This is a genomic window from Candidatus Dormiibacterota bacterium (assembly GCA_036495095.1).
Taxonomy (GTDB): domain Bacteria; phylum Chloroflexota; class Dormibacteria; order Aeolococcales; family Aeolococcaceae; genus CF-96.
Window position 1 is genome coordinate 1 of sequence record DASXNK010000182.1, and the last position, 15012, is coordinate 15012.

Consider the following 15012-nt stretch of genomic DNA (forward strand, 5'->3'; position numbering starts at 1 on the left):
TTCGGCGAGTCGTGGACCTCGAGCTTGAGCTCGACGTTGAGGGGCACGTCGCCGAAGGAGCGGCCCTCGAGCCGGATGTACGCCCACTTGCGGTCGCTCAGCCAGGGCACGTAGTCGGAGGGCCCGATGTGGACGCTGTCCTTGGCGATCGGGTGGTCGAGCTGGGAGACCACGCTGTTGGTCTTGCTGATCTTCTTGCTGATCAGCCGCTCACGCTCGAGCATGTTGAGGAAGTCGGTGTTGCCGCCGAAGTTCAGCTGGTAGGTGTTCTCCAGCTTCACGCCGCGCTCGCGGAAGAGCCGGGTGAGCACCCGGTGGATGATGGTCGCGCCCACCTGGGACTTGATGTCGTCACCGATGATCGGCACGCCCCGCTGCTCGAAGCGCTTGCGCCAGTACTCCTCGCGGGCGATGAACACCGGCATGCAGTTCACCATCGCGCAGCCGGCGGTGAGGATCTGCTCGGTGTACCACTTGGTGGCGGTCTCGCTGCCCACCGGCAGGTAGTTGACGACCACGTCGGTGCCGGTGTCCCTGAGGATGCCGACGATGTCGGCGGTGGACCCGGGCGCCTTGGTGATCACCTCGCTGAGGTACTTGCCGAGGCCGTCGTGGGTCATGCCGCGCTGCACCACCACGTCGGTGGGGGGCACGTCGGTGAACTTCACGGTGTTGTTCTGGCCGCACCAGATCGCCTCGCTGAGCTCTTTGCCCACCTTGGTGGCGTCGATGTCGAATGCGGCGGAGAACTCGATGTCGCTGACGTGGTAGCCGCCGAGGTCGACGTGCATCAGGCCGGGAACGAAGTCGCCCGGGTCCGCATGCTTGTAGTACTCCACCCCCTGCACGAACGAGGAGGCGCAGTTGCCGACCCCGACCACCGCCACCCGGACCTTCTTGCTCATCGGCGTGTTCCTCTCCTGGTCGCTGTCTCTGTGATCACTGTGCGGGCTCCCCGGTCAGCTGGGTCTGGCCCAGCTCCGGCAGCGGCTCGCCATCTGTTCCCTTGACGAGCATGAGCCTCATGAAACTGCGCATGTGCCCCGCGATCGCCTCGCGGTCGAGCCGGCAGAAGACCTCGCGGCCCTCACGGCGGGTGCGGATCACCTGGGACCGGCGCAGGATGCGCAGGTGCCAGCTCATCCGCGGCTGGCTCACCTTGCAGAACTCGGCGAGCTCCGACACCCGCATCTCCGCGGCGCCGGCGAGGCGCTCGACGATGGTGAGGCGGGTGGGGTGGGCCAGGCCCTCGAAGTGGACGCTCAGCTCGGTCGGGGCGGGCAGGCGCCGGCGTGGCGTGGCGAGGCGCGGCGTCCGGCGGCCGGGATCCATAACGACTCCATTCATAAAGGAGAATTAGATAAAGGCTGCGTTATGCATACTACCGCCCCGAGCCGGCCTCCGGTGGGGCGGCCGGGTCGGACGCCCCGGCGTGCTCGAGCCGCTCGGCCTCCAGCTCGCGCGCGTGCACCTCCTCGGCACCGGTGTCGGTCCTCGGCAGCACCGCCTGGAGGATGGCCATCACCACCACGATGACCACGATCACCACGATGAAGATGAGCACGCCGATGAGCAGCGAGAAGAAGGGGTTGGGCGTGGCAGCCGCGGTGGGGAGGAGCGCGCTCGGGTCCGGCACCGCCCTACGATGACAGAGCGATGGCAGAGGGCATCCCGGACGTGCAGCCGGCCCTGGAGGTCGAGCGCGGCCGGGTGAGGTTCCGCGCCCGGCGCCCGGCGGTGCTGGTGCTGCCCTTCGCGATCTTCACCGAGATCGCCGGCGTGCTCTTCCTCCTCGACGGGCTGAGCTTCGGCTGGGCGGTGCTGGCGGCGCCGGTGGGGGCGCTGCTGGTGACCGGGCTGCTCTTCCGCCCGGTGCTCGAGCTCACCCGTGAGGGGCTGCTGCAGCGCCAGTACCCGTTCAGCAGCCTGACGCGGTGGGAGGTGATCGACCATCTCGACCTCACCCGCGCGGGCAACCGGGTGGTGCTCGCGTACCGGCTCCGCGAGGGGGTGCCGCCGCCGCGCCGCCAGCCCGCCGCCGCGCTGCTCAGGGCCGCCGGCCGGCCGTTCGACGGCGGCTGGTTCGCGGACTCGCTCGCCGGGCGGCCGGAGGACATCCTGGCGACGGTGCGCGGCTACCACGGCGACCCGTCGCGGCGGGCCACGCTGCCGGAGGCGCGGCGGTGACCATCGGGCGGCGCCCGGGCTGTCATCATGGGGGCGCATGACCGACACCGGAGCGGAGCTGCGATCGCCCCAGGGGGGGCCCGGCGGATCCCCGGGCGAGGCGCGTGCCGCCGATGACGCCGCCAGCGACAGCCTCGAGCTCGCCGGCGCGGTGGTGCTCCGCCCCCGGCGCACCGCCGGCACGCGGCGAAGCCGGCCGGCACGGTCCGAGGAGGTGGGGGCGCGGCTGCGCCGCCTCCACGCCGCCACCACCGACGAGCTGGAGCGCCGCCGCACCGAGGGCATCGAGCCCGCCGACTCGGTGCCGGTGCCGGTCGACGTCCTCAGCTCGGTGACCCGCGACCTCCCCGCCCTGCTGAGCCGCACCGCCCACGCGGCGCTGGACACGGTGACCTCCCTCCGCCCCGAGCGGGCGCTGCAGCTGGGCGCCGCCGGGGTGGCGTTCCTGGCGAAGCAGCGCGAGCTCGCCCGGCGGCAGGCGGAGTGCGCCGATTCGATCGACGAGTTCGGGTTCGATCGCGAATGGACGGAGTCGCTGCTCCCGTTCTTCCGCTTCCTCTACCGCGACTACTGGCGGGTGCAGGTGCGCGGCCTGGAGAACGTCCCGGTGGAGGGGGCCGCGCTGCTGGTCTCCAACCACGCCGGGGTGCTGCCCTACGACGGGGTGATGATCCGCACCGCGATCTTCGAGGACCTGCCCGGCCAGCGCCACGCGCGGGCGCTGATCCTCAACGCGTTCTTCGGGGTGCCGGTCGCGTCGTGGTTCCTGCGCCGCACCGGCAACACCCTCGCCCATCCCGACGACGCCGAGCGGCTGCTCCGCGCCGGCGAGCTGGTGCTGGTGTTCCCGGAGGGCGCCAAGGGCACCGGCAAGCTGTACCGCGAGCGCTACCGGCTGCGCCGCTTCGGCCGCGGCGGCTTCGTGCAGACGGCGCTGCGGACCGGCAGCCCGATCGTGCCGGTGAGCGTGGTCGGCAGCGAGGAGCTGCACCCGATGCTCGCCAACCTCGACGTCGCCGCCCGGGCGCTCGGCCTCCCCTACTTCCCGCTGACGCCCAGCTTCCCCTGGCTCGGCCTGCTCGGCCTGATCCCGCTGCCGTCGTCGTGGATCATCGAGTTCCACCCGCCGCTCGACCCCGCCGCCGAGGGGCTGGGCGCCGGCGCCGCCGACGACATGGCCACGGTGATGCAGCTGACCGACCGGGTCCGCGAGACCATCCAGCAGGGCGTCTACATGAACCTGACGCGACGCGGGTCGGTGTTCGCGGAGCCCCTCACCGAGGACTGACCGGCGCTCGCCGCCACGGCTTACACTGCCGCGCTCGAGGGGATCCGGCGCCCGCCCCGCCGGCAACGCCCAGGAGGGTCAGGCCGTGGATCAGGTGATGGTCTGGATCGCCGGCTTCCGGAAGTTCCTGCTGCGGGGGAACGTCGTCGACCTCGCGGTCGCGGTGGTCATCGGCGGCGCCTTCGGGGTGGTGGTGCAGTCGTTCGTGAAGAACATCCTGCTGCAGCTGATCGCCATCCCAGGCCACACCGACTTCACCTTCCTCTCCTTCACCATCGGCGGCGGGGTGTTCAGGTACGGCGTCTTCATCGGTGACGTGATCACCTTCGTCGCCGTCGCCGCCGCGGTCTACTTCGTCGTGGTGGTGCCGATGCAGGCGCTCGAGGCCCGCCGCACCGCGCCCGCCGCCGGCCCCACCACCCGCGCCTGCCCGGAGTGCCTCAGCGACATCCCGATGGCGGCGAAGCGCTGCGCCTTCTGCACCGCCGAGGTCACCCCGATCGCCTGAGATCCCGCCGCCCGGTACATTGGCGGGGCCATGCCTGAGATGCCCGAGCTGGAGGTGCTCCGCGAGCGTCTCTCCCCCCTCCTCCTGGGACGGGAGGTGCGCGCCGTCGAGGTGTCGCCGCGCCACGGCTTCATGCTCCGGGTCACCACCGACGACCTCACCGGCGCGCTCACCGGCCGGCCGCTGGGGGCGATGTGGCGGCGGGGCAAGTTCCTCGTGCTCGACGCCGGCGGCCAGCACCTGGTGATCAACCCGATGCTCGGCGGCCGCCTCCAGCTGGCCGCGCCCCACGAACGGGTGGCCGCCGCCACCGTCGTCCGGCTGATGCTCGAGGGCGACGAGGAGCTCCGATTCCTCGACACCGTGCGCATGGGCCGGGTCTACCTCGCGCCCGCCGGCGGGCTCGACGCCGTGCCCGGATGGAGCGACCTGGGCCCCGAGGCGGTGGACATCTCCGCCGCCGACTTCGCCACCCGGATCCGCCGCCATCGCGGCGAGCTGAAGTCGGCGCTGCGCAACCAGGCCTTCGTCGCCGGGATCGGCAACGCCTACAGCGACGAGATCCTCCACGACGCCGGCATGCTCCCGCTGCGGAAGCGCACCACCCTGGACGCCGCCGGGGTGGAGCGCCTCCACGCCTCGACCCAGCGGGTTCTGCGGGATGCGGTGGCCACGATCGGCGCCCAGGAGCACTGGCTCGCGCACAAGCAGGACCGGTCGTTCATGCGGGTGCACGGCAGGGGTGGGCAGGACTGTCCGAGGTGCGGGCACCGGATCTCCGAGCTGACCGCGCAGCAGCGGGTGACCAGCTTCTGCCGGGGCTGCCAGACGTAGCCGGCCGACGACTCACACGATCGGCCTCCCGGAGGCGTCGTGCCTGCTCCAATCGAACCATCTCGGCGACGAGGTCACTCTGCAACATGCCCCCATCCTCCCCCGCCTCCCCGGTCGGCGAAAGTGGCAGAATAACCCCACAACGATAAAATCCTGCCATACTCGACACCATGCTCCGCAACGTCGCCGTCGCCGTCGCGAACAACGTCGCCGCCTTCGAGCTGGGGGTGGTCAGCGAGGTCTTCGGCCTCGACCGCACCGCCGACGGCTTCCCCGGCTACGACTTCGCGGTCTGCGCCGTCGAGCCCCCGCCACTCCGCACCTCGTCCGGCTTCTTCATCACCACCCCCCACGGCATCGACCGCCTCCGCGAGGCCGACCTCATCGCCGTCCCCGCCTGGCGCGACCCCGACGAGCGTCCCCCGGAGGGGCTGCTCGACGAGCTCAGAGCCGCCGTCGAGCGCGGCGCGCGGGTGATGAGCGTGTGCACCGGCGCCTTCGTGCTCGCCGCGGCAGGGCTCCTCGACGGCCGCCGCGCCACCACCCACTGGCGCTACGCGGCGGCCCTGGCCGAGCGCTACCCGCTGATCGACGTCGATCCCGACGTGCTCTACGTCGACGCCGGCCCGGTGCTCACCAGCGCGGGCACCGCGGCGGGGATCGACCTCTGCCTCCACATCGTGCGCACCGAGCACGGCACCGGGGTCGCCAACGCCCTGGCCCGGCGGATGGTGGTGCCGCCCCACCGCGACGGCGGTCAGGCGCAGTACGTGGAGACGCCCGTGCGCGTCCACCGCCGCGGCGACGAGCTGAGCCAGGTGCTCGACTGGGCGCTCGAGCGGCTCGACGAGCCGCTGCCGGTGGACGAGCTGGCGGCGCGTGCGCTGATGTCGACCCGCACCTTTGCCCGCCGCTTCCGCGCGGTCACCGGCGAGACCCCGCACCGCTGGCTGCTGCTGCAGCGGCTGCTGCTCGCGCAAAGCCTCCTCGAGGAGGGCGACGAGCCGGTCGAGGAGGTGGCACGGCTGGCCGGGTTCGGCAGCGCGGCGAGCCTGCGCCAGCACTTCGCCCGCTGGCGCGGCACCTCGCCGCAGCGCTACCGGCGCACCTTCCGCATCCGCGAGCGCACCGTCGCCTGAGGCGGAGCTCAGGCGGAGGCGCTGCGTGGTGACAGGGTGGTCGCCAGGCTGGTCAGCTGCTCGGGGGTGCCCATCACCACCAGCAGGTCGCCCGGACCCAGCGCCGCTCCGTCCTCGGGCCCGACGCTCAGCCGGCCGCCGACGCTGCGCACCGCCAGCAGCAGCGCCCCGGAGAGCCGCAGGGCGCCGGCGGTGATCGGGGCGGTCGAGGGTGGCACCACCAGCTCCTCGATGGCCATCGACCCGCCCTCGCTGGTGACCATGTCGATGACGTCGACGATCGCGGGCTGGAGCGCCAGCGCCGCCATCCGGCGGCCGGTGGTGGTGTAGGGGCTCACCACCCGGTCGGCTCCGGCGCGCTGCAGCTTGGGGATGGAGTCGGGGAAGGAGGAGCGGGCCACGATGAACAGCGCGGGGTTGAGCGAGCGGGCGGTGAGGACGATGTAGACGTTGCGCTCGTCGCTGTCGACCGAGCTGACCAGCGCGCGGGCGTGGTCGATGCCGGCGAGGTGGAGCACCTCGTCGGAGGCGGCGTCGCCGGCCACGCAGAGGCGGCCGTCGCGGCGCACCGCGTCGAGCGGGCCCGGGTTCATCTCCACCACCACGTAGCGATGGCCCCCCTCCTCGAGGTCCTTCACCACCTGCCGGCCGGTCCTGCCGTAGCCGCAGACGATGACGTGGTCGCGGAGCGCGCGCAGCTGGCTGTCCATGCGCCGGAACCTCCGATACTCCCGCCATCTGCCGCTCGACAGCTGCTCCACCAGGATGCCGAAGGTGTAGAGGAAGGCGGCGACCCCGAAGATGATCAGCGAGATCGTGAATCCCTGGCCCGCGGCGTCGAGATGATGCACCTCCTCGTAGCCGACCGTGGTGATCGTGATGACGGTCATGAAGAGGGCGTCGAGCCAGCCGAACCTCTCCACGACGACATAGCCCGCCGTGCCGTAGACGATCACCACCACGAGGGCCACCACCGCCGGGAGGAACCCCCGCAGGGGGCGGGGCGCGGGGCTTCCGGGGATCACCGCTCAGACCCGGGGTGGGCGCCGGCTCCGCGGGCTCGGGGGGCGGCGCGGCGGGGAGGGATCACCCTCGTCGGCCTCGGCCTCCGCGGTCCGCCGCTGCGCCATGCGGTCGCGCAGCCCACCCTCGATGTCGCCGTCCGGGGCGTCGCGGCGCGACAGCCAGAAGGGCATCCGCTCGGTGTCGTCGGGCACCGCCCGGCAGCTTCCGGCGAGGTGGGCGCGGAGCACCCGCTCGACCGCGGCGTCGAGGCCCCGGCCGCCGCCCTCGTTGTCGAGCGCCTCGGCCAGGTCGGCCGGCAGGCGCACCGTCACGGCTCCGCTCGAGCGTCCGAACAGCCGTCCGACCCAACTCATGAGGCGCCGAGTGTAGAGGCGGACGCGTACCCTTGGGGCATGACCAACACCGCCCGACCCACTGGCCCGGGGGCGGCGGCGCGGCCGCGCTCGCTGCCCTGGACGGGGGACGAGGAGGCCGACCGGCTCCTCGCCGAGGACGCCAACGCCCTGCTGATCGGCTTCGTGCTCGACCAGCAGGTGACCGTGCAGAAGGCCTTCAGCGGCCCCCTCGAGCTGCGCCGGAGGGTGGGCACGATCGACCCCCGCGAGCTCGCCGCGATGCCCGCCGACCAGCTGGCGGCGGCGTTCGCCGAGCGACCGGCGATCCACCGCTTCCCGACCGCGATGGCCCAGCGGGTGCAGGCGCTCGCCGCCCACCTGGTCGCCGAGTACGAGGGCGACGGCGAGGCGATCTGGCGCGGGGTCGACAGCGGCACCGAGCTCTGGAAGCGGCTCTCACGGCTTCCCGGCTTCGGCGAGATGAAGGCGCGCAACGTGCTCCGGCTGCTCGAGAGGCAGTACGGCGTCCGCCCCCCGGGGATCGAGGCGCTGCTTCCAGAGCACCGCACCCTGGGCGATGTGACCACCGCCGAGGAGCTCGCCGACTACCAGACCCAGAAGCGCGCGTACAAGGCGAAGCTGCGCGCCGAGGGATTGCTTCCGAAGCGCACCGCGAGGGCGCGCACATGAGCACCTTCGAGAGCTTCGAGGACGGCGACATCCGCATCCTCAAGGTCGGGCCGATGGGCCCCTACAGCAACAACGCCTACCTGGTGCGCGACCTCGCCCGCGGCGAGTCGCTGCTCGTCGACATGCCCCTCGAGGAGGACGTGCTCCTCGAGGCGCTCGCCGCCGAGGGCAAGGTGCGCACCATCGTCGCCACCCACTGGCACCCCGACCACTGGATGACCTACGACGCCGTCCGCGCCGCCACCGGCGCCCCGGTGCTGGTCGGCGCTCGGGAGATCAAGATCCCCGAGGAGCGCATCGACGGCCGCCTCGCGGACGGCGACACCGTGCCCGTCGGCGGCACCTCGGTGGAGGTGCTGCACACCCCGGGCCACACCCCGGGCAGCATCAGCCTGCGCATCGGCCGCGCCGTGATCAGCGGCGACACCCTGTTCAACGGCGGTCCCGGCAAGACCTTCGCGAAGGGTGACCTCGAGCAGGTGGTGCGGTCGATCGTCGAGAAGCTCCACCCCCTGCCCGACGAGACCGTGGTGCTCCCCGGTCACGGTGCCACCACGACCATCGGCGAGAGCCGGCGGCAGTACGCCGAGTACGTCCGGCATCCGCACGCGCCGGGCTACTTCGGCGACGTGGAGTGGGTCAGGGGCGGCGCGTAGCCGCCGCCGGCATCGACGACGCGGGTCCGGCTCACCGGGCCGATTTAACGCGAACGACCCCGGGTCGCCTCCGGGGGGAGTGGAGACGCCGGGGTCGTGTGAGGAAAGAACAGAAGCCTGGAGTCAGGGTCTACCAGTAGTACCAGCGGCCACCACCGCCGGACGGACGGGCGACGAAGCCGACGACCCAGAGGGCGAGGGCGATGACTGCCACCCACCACAGGGCATGCACGGCGGCACCGGCCCCGAACAGGATGGCCACCAGCAGCAGGACGAGCAACAGCGGAACCATGGTGTTTTCCAACCCTCCTTCTCTCCCGGTCGGCGTCGGTGCCGTTCCGGTGCTGCAACTATAGAATGTGGTAGCAGTATTGTCAAGAGTTATGTGATGCCGACGCCGGTCCCGGGCTGACCGCCGGATGTCAAGTGCCACTTGCCACTTGACACGTGGCAGGTGGCATGGGAGGCTCCCGAGGATGGACGACGGCTACCCGCTGCGAATGCGCGACCTGGTGCGACTCACCGGCGCCTCCGCCGCGACCATCCACTTCTACGCGCAGCAGGGGCTGCTGCCGCCCTCGCGCAAGACCGCGGGCAACCAGGCGCGCTACCCGGCGTCGACGGTGCAGCGGATCGCCTGGATCCGCGGCATCCAGCAGGAGCTGCGGCTGTCGCTGCGGGCGATCGGCGGAGTGCTCGACCGCTGGGGTGAGCTCGGCCTCGACGAGATGCGCACCCTGCAGATCGCCGGCAGGCTGCTCGAGGAGCCGGACCCGGTCGCGTCCGCGGAGGAGTTCGCCGCCCACACCGACTGCCTCACCGACGAGGACATCGACACCCTGCGCCGGCTGCGGATGATCAGCCCCGCCGGACCCCCGACCGCCTCCGACCTCCACCTCCTCGACCTCGTCGTCGCCGGTCGCCGCGCCGGCTTCACCCCGGAGGGGGGCTTCTCCCTCGAGAACCTCGCCCTCTACCGCGACGCCGTCGAGCGCATCGTCCAGGAGGAGATCGCCCGGGTCGTCGGCCCCGTGCTGGGCCGCTACGAACCGCAGACGCTGCGCGATCTGGTCCACCGCGGCCTCCCCATCGTCGACCAGATGCTCGCCCTGCTCCACCGTCGCGCGGTGCAGGAGGAGATGCAGCGCATCCTCGATCACCCGGGATTGGACCGGGCCACCGCCTGAACAGAAGAGAGGGAACAGCAGATGAGCACCCGCGCCTACACGCTCCCGGTCGACCAGACCCGGTGGGAGATCCCCGGCGGCAACGTCACCGTCTTCAACTGGGAGTACGACGAGGGCCGCGACAAGCTGCTCAACCTCTACGAGAAGGGAAAGAAGCTGCAGTGGAACGCCCAGGAGCGGATCGACTGGTCGCACCAGCCCGACCTCGGCAACCCGCTGCAGGCTCCCGAGCAGTTCGTGCCCATCTACGGGTCGCCGATCTGGAACGCGATGGACGGGAAGGCGCGCGCGGAGGTCTGCCACCACGGCGCCGCGTGGCAGTTCTCCCAGTTCCTCCACGGTGAGCAGGGGGCGCTGATCTGCGCCTCCAAGATCGTCCAGACCGTACCCGACATCGACAGCAAGTTCTATGCGGCCACCCAGGTGATGGACGAGGCCCGACACGTCGAGGCCTACTCGCGCTACCTGCACGAGAAGCTGCAGCTCGCCTATCCCATCAACCCCCACCTCAAGGCGCTGCTGAACGACGTCATCAGCGACAGCCGCTGGGACATGACCTACCTGGGCATGCAGGTGCTCATCGAGGGCCTGGCGCTGGCCGCCTTCGGCCTCATCCGCGACGTCGCCCAGGACCCGCTCGGCCGCTCCGTGGTCGCCTACGTGATGCAGGACGAGGCCCGCCACGTCGCCTTCGGCCGGCTGTCGCTGCGCGACTTCTATCCGCAGCTCACCCAGAAGGAGCGGGACGAGCGCGAGGAGTTCTGCATCGAGGCCTGCTACCTGATGCGCGACCGCTTCCAGGCCGAGGAGGTGTGGGCGAACCTCGGCCTCGACGTCGACGAGTGCGTCCGCTACCTGGAGAACTCGGAGAGCAACCGGATGTTCACGTCGCTGCTCTTCACCCGCATCGTCCCGATGATCAAGGACATCGGCCTCTGGGGCCCGCGGATCAACAACGCCTTCGCCGACATGGGCGTGGCCGGCTACCAGACCATCGACCTCGAGCAGGTCATGGCCGCCGACGAGCGCACCGCCGACGAGATCGACGAGGAGCGCCTCGCCCAGGTCCAGGAGACCATCGCCGTGGGGGAGAGCGCCGCCTGAGGGCTCCCTCTCGCTTACGCCACCGCAGCCGCGAACTGGGTGAACAGATCCCCGGGAAGCGGGATCTCGAGGCGCCAGGTGATCTCCATGGGGCGCTCGCCCTCGTGCCCGACGTACACCGCCGGGCCTAAGCACCAGAAGTCACGGTCGCTCTGCCGCAGTCGCGCAAAGAGGATCACGTTGCTCCCCCGCGCCACGTGGCGTTGGTACCTTCGGCCGGTCTCGCTGTCGGCCCGGGTGCTCGACTGGCTCTCCCAGTGGATCAGCTCCCGGCTGATCGCGTAGTCGCGGTACCGCGTGGTCGGGGAGAAAGACCCGGTCGTCTTGTCCAGGGTGAACGCGAGGAGATCGGCGTTCGCCTCGGGGACCCAGAAGACCCCCGCCTGCCATGTCGCCACCCGTGACCCGTCGCCGTGGCCGAACGCGGCGAGGATCTCCAGGCGGGTGTAGCGGGCACGCACTCTCAAGGGAACGTCCGGACGCCCGGGCATGTCGTAGTGAACGTGATCGACCCCCCTCTCGAGGACGCCCAGCAGCTCCAGCCCCTCATGACGCACCTGTGGGTGTTGCCAGATCAGGTCGAGTCCCTGCTGCAGCGGCGCATCCTTCGCCAGTGCCTCGCGGGGGACCTGGTCCACGACCTGTCCGACGAGCATGCGGGCGAGCCGGCGGCCGGCCTCGCCCATCGACGCGACCGCTGGATCGCGGACCGACAGCAGCGATCGATATGCGCTCACGCGGGTGGCGTCGTCCACATGCAGGAGGCGGCCGATGCCCCGACGCAACACCTGTTCCACCGGGCCCGCTGGTGCGACCGGGACCCCCGCCGCTTCACACAGATCCGACCAGCCGCGCTGCCCCGTGTACACGTCGTCGAGATCCATCCCGGTCTGATCGAGAAGGCCCGCAAGCGTCGGCTCGTGGCCGGCCGTCACCATCGAACGAAGCTCCTCCGCCTTCTGGGACCACCGATCCGGGATTGCGGACCGGATGCTCGCCAAGACAATCTCACTCGACTTGCGATCGAGCTCCATGTGGCATCCGGCAGGCAGATACGGGAAGCCGGCCGCGACCTGCTCGGCGACATCCCTGCGGGTGCCGCCCAGCAATGCCCGGAGACGGCGGTCGAAGCGGAACTCGCGGCGGTGGAGACCGACGAAGTCGAGGACGGTGCAGACCGTCTTTCCTCTGTCCCGGCGCAGACCGCGGCCGAGTTGCTGGAGGAACAGCGTCGGTGACTCGGTGGGTCGCAGCATGAGAATGGTGTCGACGCCGGGGACGTCGAGCCCCTCGTTGAAGAGGTCCACGGAGAACAGCACGCGCAGCCGGCCGTCCGCGAGCGAGCGAATCGCGTCCCTGCGCTCGAACTCCGGGGTTTCCCCGGAGACGGCCCTGGACGAGAGACCAGCGTGGTTGAACACCGACGCCATGAACTCGGCGTGCTGCACGCTGACGCAGAACCCGAGGCACCGCACCGTGGCCAGCTCATCGACACGCGCGACGAACTCCTTCACCACCTGGTGTGCCCACACCTCCGAGCTGGTGTAGAGCCTGGTGAGGCCATCGATGTCGTACCCGCTGCCGCGCCGCCAGGGCACGTCGCGCAGGTCGAGCCCGTCGTGGACGCCGTAGTAGGTGAACGGCGTGAGGTAGTGTTCGTTGATGGCGTCCCACAGCCGAAGCTCGGCGGCGATGCGATCGCCGAACCAATGCAGGACCGGCAGACCGTCCGCGCGCTCGGGTGTCGCGGTGAGGCCCAGCAACTCGGCCGGCTGCACGTGTGCGAGCATGCGCTCGTACGACGGCGCCGCCGCGTGATGGAACTCGTCGACGATCACCACGTCGAAGTGGTCGTGCGCCAGGCTGGTGAGGTCAGCCGTGTTCAGGCTCTGGATGGAGGCGAACACGTGGTCGAAGTCCTTGGGCCGGCGCCCGGCGATCCATTGCTCTCCGAAGTTCGGGTCGCGCAGCGCGTGCCGGAAGGTGGCCTGACTCTGATCGAGGATCTCCTGCCGGTGTGCGATGAAGAGCAGTCGGTGTGACGACAGCGTCGGTCTCAGCCGGACGTAGTCCAACGCAGCCATCACGGTCTTGCCCGTGCCCGTGGCGGAGACGAGGAGGTTGCGATGGTGACCCGCGGCCCGAGCGACGCTGAGCTCCTCGAGGAGCCGTTCCTGGAACGGCAGGGGAGTGATCGGAACCGGGCTGAGGTACACGACCGGCCCACGGTCACCGTCCCTCGCGGTCTGCCGCTCGAACTCGTCGCGATCGTAGGGACGGAAGTCGGTACTCTCCCAATACGTGGCGAAGACCGCGTTCACCTTGTCGATCACGTCGGGATTGCGAGCGCCGGAGACCCTGACGTTCCATTCTAGACCCGACACCTGCGCCGAATGGGTGAGATTCGACGACCCGATATATGCGGTTGAGAATCCGGAGGACCGATGAAACAGCCACGCCTTCGCGTGAAGTCGCGTCGTGGAGATGTCGTACGAGACACGGACGTCCGCGCCGAGCTCGGCGAGCCGATCGAGAGCCTCGCGTTGCGTCGAGGCGGTGTACGTGGTGGTGAGCACCCGGAGCCTTTTGCCGTCGTTGCAGTGGCGCCTCAGCGCCTCGAGCAGGGGGTTGATCCCGCTGTTGCGGATGAACGCCATCAACACGTCCACGTTGTCGGCAGAGCCGATCTCGGCAGCCACCTGGTGACCGACGCGCGGCTCGCCAGGAGCGTTGGTCAGCAGCGTGGTATCGAGGAGTGGGATGAGTGGGCCGTCGATCGGCCGTGCCGTGCCGTCGGGGCGCAGCCTGGTGACCGACCGCAGTACGTCACCGGGCTCCACGAGGACCTCATCCGCAAGGTCGGCACTGCCGATCAGCTCTTCGAGCCGGACCAGCAGTGCCCTGGCGACGGCGAGCCCGGTGTCGACGCGCTGTGCCTCCGGCACTCCGGCGAGGGCGCGCTCGATCTGGACGCCGAGGTGAAGGGCGATCCGGTCCGGGACCTCGGCGCGATGGAGCCTCCTCAGGGTCAGCAGTCGCTCGTCCATGGTGGCGAGCCGGTCGTGCAACCCTGCGGTGACGAGAAGCTCGTACAGACCAGGGTCCAGGTTCACGGCCGAGAGAGTACTCGCCCGTGGACGATCAGAGTGCCAGGGGTCTGGAGGTCCTCCACGAACGCCTGTGTGATCCGAGAGCCCACCCGGCGCCGCCACACCCTCGAATACGAAACCGCCCTACTGAGAGTGGCAAGTCCTTTCGGTGCTCCATCAATCATTGTCAGGGCGCACGGCGCCCCTGTTCGCCGACGGTTCGGACCGAGGGCGGTGCGGCTCAGCCGGGAAATTCGGTGACGCCGAGGGCGAAGTCCCAGTTCCTCACCCCGTGGCGGGCGAGGTCCATCGTGACCAGGCCCGCTCCCTCCAGCCAGTGCGCCATTTTCAGGCCGCCGACGTCCAGCGGGCGCAGCCCGAGGCTCTTGATGAACGCCTCGACGCCCGCCTTGGCCTGCGCATTGTCGCCAGCGATGAAGACGTCGGGCCTGCCCTTCTCCAGGACATGACGGAAGATGGTGTTGAATGCCTTGACCACGCTGGCGCTGGCCGGGGCCGCCTTTGGCGACCTCCTGCGCGATCGAGGTGTCCCCGCGGTGGGCCAGACCGTCGGCCGCTGAAGTGAAGGGGTTGCTGATGTCGACGATGACCTTGCCCGCGAGGGCATCGCCCTACTGGGCGACGACCGGCACGACGCCGTCGCACAACAGGGCCACGATGACGATGTCCCCTGCCGGGACGGCGCCCCACTCTCCCGTCGTGGCGCCGCCGCCGAGAGCCCTGGCCAGGTCAGCGGCCTTGGACTGATCGCGGCCGATGACCTCGACGGTGTTCCCGCCCGCTACCGCCAGCGCGCCGATGGTGTGAGCCATGTTCCCGGTGCCGATGATGCTGATGCTGCTCATGAGGTGTCCCGTCTTGACTGACGATCGAGAGGTTGGCTGCTCCCGCTTAAGCGGGGTTTGGTGATTTGGCGCCGGCCAGCGCCATGCCGGTTGATCCGCCCGT

General features: G+C 70.5%; 16 protein-coding genes and 1 pseudogene. 9 read left to right on the plus strand and 8 right to left on the minus strand.

The features are described from left to right. From VGL20_17985 to VGL20_17995, 3 genes are all read right to left on the minus strand, one after another. A partial coding sequence (locus tag VGL20_17985) for an inositol-3-phosphate synthase (protein HEY2705576.1) occupies window positions 1-905 on the minus strand: 905 nt, incomplete at its 3' end. Window positions 906-939: 34 nt separating this feature from the next. Next, entirely contained in the window at window positions 940-1332 is a 393-nt protein-coding gene (locus VGL20_17990; protein HEY2705577.1) for a metalloregulator ArsR/SmtB family transcription factor, read from the minus strand. Between the two features lie 49 nt (window positions 1333-1381). Next, window positions 1382-1636 carry a hypothetical protein gene (locus VGL20_17995; GenBank protein HEY2705578.1) on the minus strand — a complete coding sequence of 85 codons (255 nt, stop codon included), beginning with the start codon at window positions 1634-1636 and terminating at the stop codon, window positions 1382-1384. Window positions 1637-1656: 20 nt separating this feature from the next. Between VGL20_17995 and VGL20_18000 the strand changes: the two genes are divergently transcribed. From VGL20_18000 to VGL20_18020, 5 genes are all read left to right on the plus strand, one after another. Further along, window positions 1657-2187 (plus strand): hypothetical protein, encoded by a 531-nt coding sequence (locus tag VGL20_18000; GenBank protein HEY2705579.1) that lies wholly within the window; start codon window positions 1657-1659, stop codon window positions 2185-2187. 37 nt (window positions 2188-2224) lie between these two features. Then, the gene (locus VGL20_18005; GenBank protein ID HEY2705580.1) at window positions 2225-3475 is read left to right on the plus strand and encodes a lysophospholipid acyltransferase family protein; all 1251 of its coding nucleotides are present in this window, start codon (window positions 2225-2227) and stop codon (window positions 3473-3475) included. Between the two features lie 85 nt (window positions 3476-3560). Next, complete coding sequence (gene mscL / locus VGL20_18010; GenBank protein ID HEY2705581.1) at window positions 3561-3983, plus strand: large conductance mechanosensitive channel protein MscL; 423 nt, start codon at window positions 3561-3563, stop codon at window positions 3981-3983. 30 nt (window positions 3984-4013) lie between these two features. Next, on the plus strand, window positions 4014-4817 hold the full coding sequence (locus VGL20_18015) for a DNA-formamidopyrimidine glycosylase family protein (protein HEY2705582.1): 804 nt from the start codon (window positions 4014-4016) through the stop codon (window positions 4815-4817). Window positions 4818-4987: 170 nt separating this feature from the next. Continuing rightward, window positions 4988-5956, plus strand: a complete 969-nt coding sequence (locus VGL20_18020) for a helix-turn-helix domain-containing protein (protein HEY2705583.1) — start codon at window positions 4988-4990, stop codon at window positions 5954-5956. A gap of 8 nt (window positions 5957-5964) precedes the next feature. Here VGL20_18020 and VGL20_18025 read toward each other — a convergent pair whose 3' ends face one another. Then, entirely contained in the window at window positions 5965-6981 is a 1017-nt protein-coding gene (locus tag VGL20_18025; GenBank protein HEY2705584.1) for a potassium channel family protein, read from the minus strand. Between the two features lie 3 nt (window positions 6982-6984). After that, on the minus strand, window positions 6985-7335 hold the full coding sequence (locus VGL20_18030; GenBank protein ID HEY2705585.1) for a hypothetical protein: 351 nt from the start codon (window positions 7333-7335) through the stop codon (window positions 6985-6987). A gap of 39 nt (window positions 7336-7374) precedes the next feature. On the opposite strand from VGL20_18030, the gene VGL20_18035 reads away from it, so the two are divergent. Both VGL20_18035 and VGL20_18040 read left to right on the plus strand, forming a co-directional pair. Beyond that, a complete protein-coding gene (locus tag VGL20_18035) occupies window positions 7375-8007 on the plus strand; it encodes an HhH-GPD-type base excision DNA repair protein (protein ID HEY2705586.1) in 633 nt (210 codons plus the stop codon). Next, window positions 8004-8663 carry an MBL fold metallo-hydrolase gene (locus VGL20_18040; GenBank protein ID HEY2705587.1) on the plus strand — a complete coding sequence of 220 codons (660 nt, stop codon included), beginning with the start codon at window positions 8004-8006 and terminating at the stop codon, window positions 8661-8663. Before VGL20_18035 ends, VGL20_18040 begins: the two co-directional genes overlap by 4 nt. Window positions 8664-8793: 130 nt before the next feature. Here VGL20_18040 and VGL20_18045 read toward each other — a convergent pair whose 3' ends face one another. Beyond that, a complete protein-coding gene (locus VGL20_18045) occupies window positions 8794-8955 on the minus strand; it encodes a hydrophobic protein (GenBank protein ID HEY2705588.1) in 162 nt (53 codons plus the stop codon). 184 nt (window positions 8956-9139) lie between these two features. On the opposite strand from VGL20_18045, the gene VGL20_18050 reads away from it, so the two are divergent. Both VGL20_18050 and VGL20_18055 read left to right on the plus strand, forming a co-directional pair. Further along, on the plus strand, window positions 9140-9850 hold the full coding sequence (locus VGL20_18050) for a MerR family transcriptional regulator (protein HEY2705589.1): 711 nt from the start codon (window positions 9140-9142) through the stop codon (window positions 9848-9850). Between the two features lie 21 nt (window positions 9851-9871). Continuing rightward, a complete protein-coding gene (locus tag VGL20_18055) occupies window positions 9872-10954 on the plus strand; it encodes a ferritin-like domain-containing protein (GenBank protein HEY2705590.1) in 1083 nt (360 codons plus the stop codon). Between the two features lie 14 nt (window positions 10955-10968). On the opposite strand, the gene VGL20_18060 is transcribed toward VGL20_18055, so the two are convergent. After that, window positions 10969-14022, minus strand: coding sequence for a DUF3427 domain-containing protein (locus tag VGL20_18060; protein ID HEY2705591.1), 3054 nt, complete (start codon window positions 14020-14022; stop codon window positions 10969-10971). Window positions 14023-14284: 262 nt separating this feature from the next. Further along, window positions 14285-14909 (minus strand): annotated as a pseudogene (locus VGL20_18065) (NAD(P)-binding domain-containing protein). Between the last annotated feature and the right edge of the window lie 103 nt (window positions 14910-15012).

Bases quoted from the DNA above. Each gene is read 5' to 3' on its own strand.
- VGL20_17990 (HEY2705577.1), bottom strand. From the start codon at position 1,332: ATGGATCCCGGCCGCCGGACGCCGCGCCTCGCCACGCCACGCCGGCGC.
- VGL20_18000 (HEY2705579.1), top strand. From the start codon at position 1,657: ATGGCAGAGGGCATCCCGGACGTGCAGCCGGCCCTGGAGGTCGAGCGC.
- VGL20_18005 (HEY2705580.1), top strand. From the start codon at position 2,225: ATGACCGACACCGGAGCGGAGCTGCGATCGCCCCAGGGGGGGCCCGGC.
- VGL20_18015 (HEY2705582.1), top strand. From the start codon at position 4,014: ATGCCTGAGATGCCCGAGCTGGAGGTGCTCCGCGAGCGTCTCTCCCCC.
- VGL20_18020 (HEY2705583.1), top strand. From the start codon at position 4,988: ATGCTCCGCAACGTCGCCGTCGCCGTCGCGAACAACGTCGCCGCCTTC.
- VGL20_18030 (HEY2705585.1), bottom strand. From the start codon at position 7,335: ATGAGTTGGGTCGGACGGCTGTTCGGACGCTCGAGCGGAGCCGTGACG.
- VGL20_18035 (HEY2705586.1), top strand. From the start codon at position 7,375: ATGACCAACACCGCCCGACCCACTGGCCCGGGGGCGGCGGCGCGGCCG.
- VGL20_18040 (HEY2705587.1), top strand. From the start codon at position 8,004: ATGAGCACCTTCGAGAGCTTCGAGGACGGCGACATCCGCATCCTCAAG.
- VGL20_18045 (HEY2705588.1), bottom strand. From the start codon at position 8,955: ATGGTTCCGCTGTTGCTCGTCCTGCTGCTGGTGGCCATCCTGTTCGGG.
- VGL20_18050 (HEY2705589.1), top strand. From the start codon at position 9,140: ATGGACGACGGCTACCCGCTGCGAATGCGCGACCTGGTGCGACTCACC.
- VGL20_18055 (HEY2705590.1), top strand. From the start codon at position 9,872: ATGAGCACCCGCGCCTACACGCTCCCGGTCGACCAGACCCGGTGGGAG.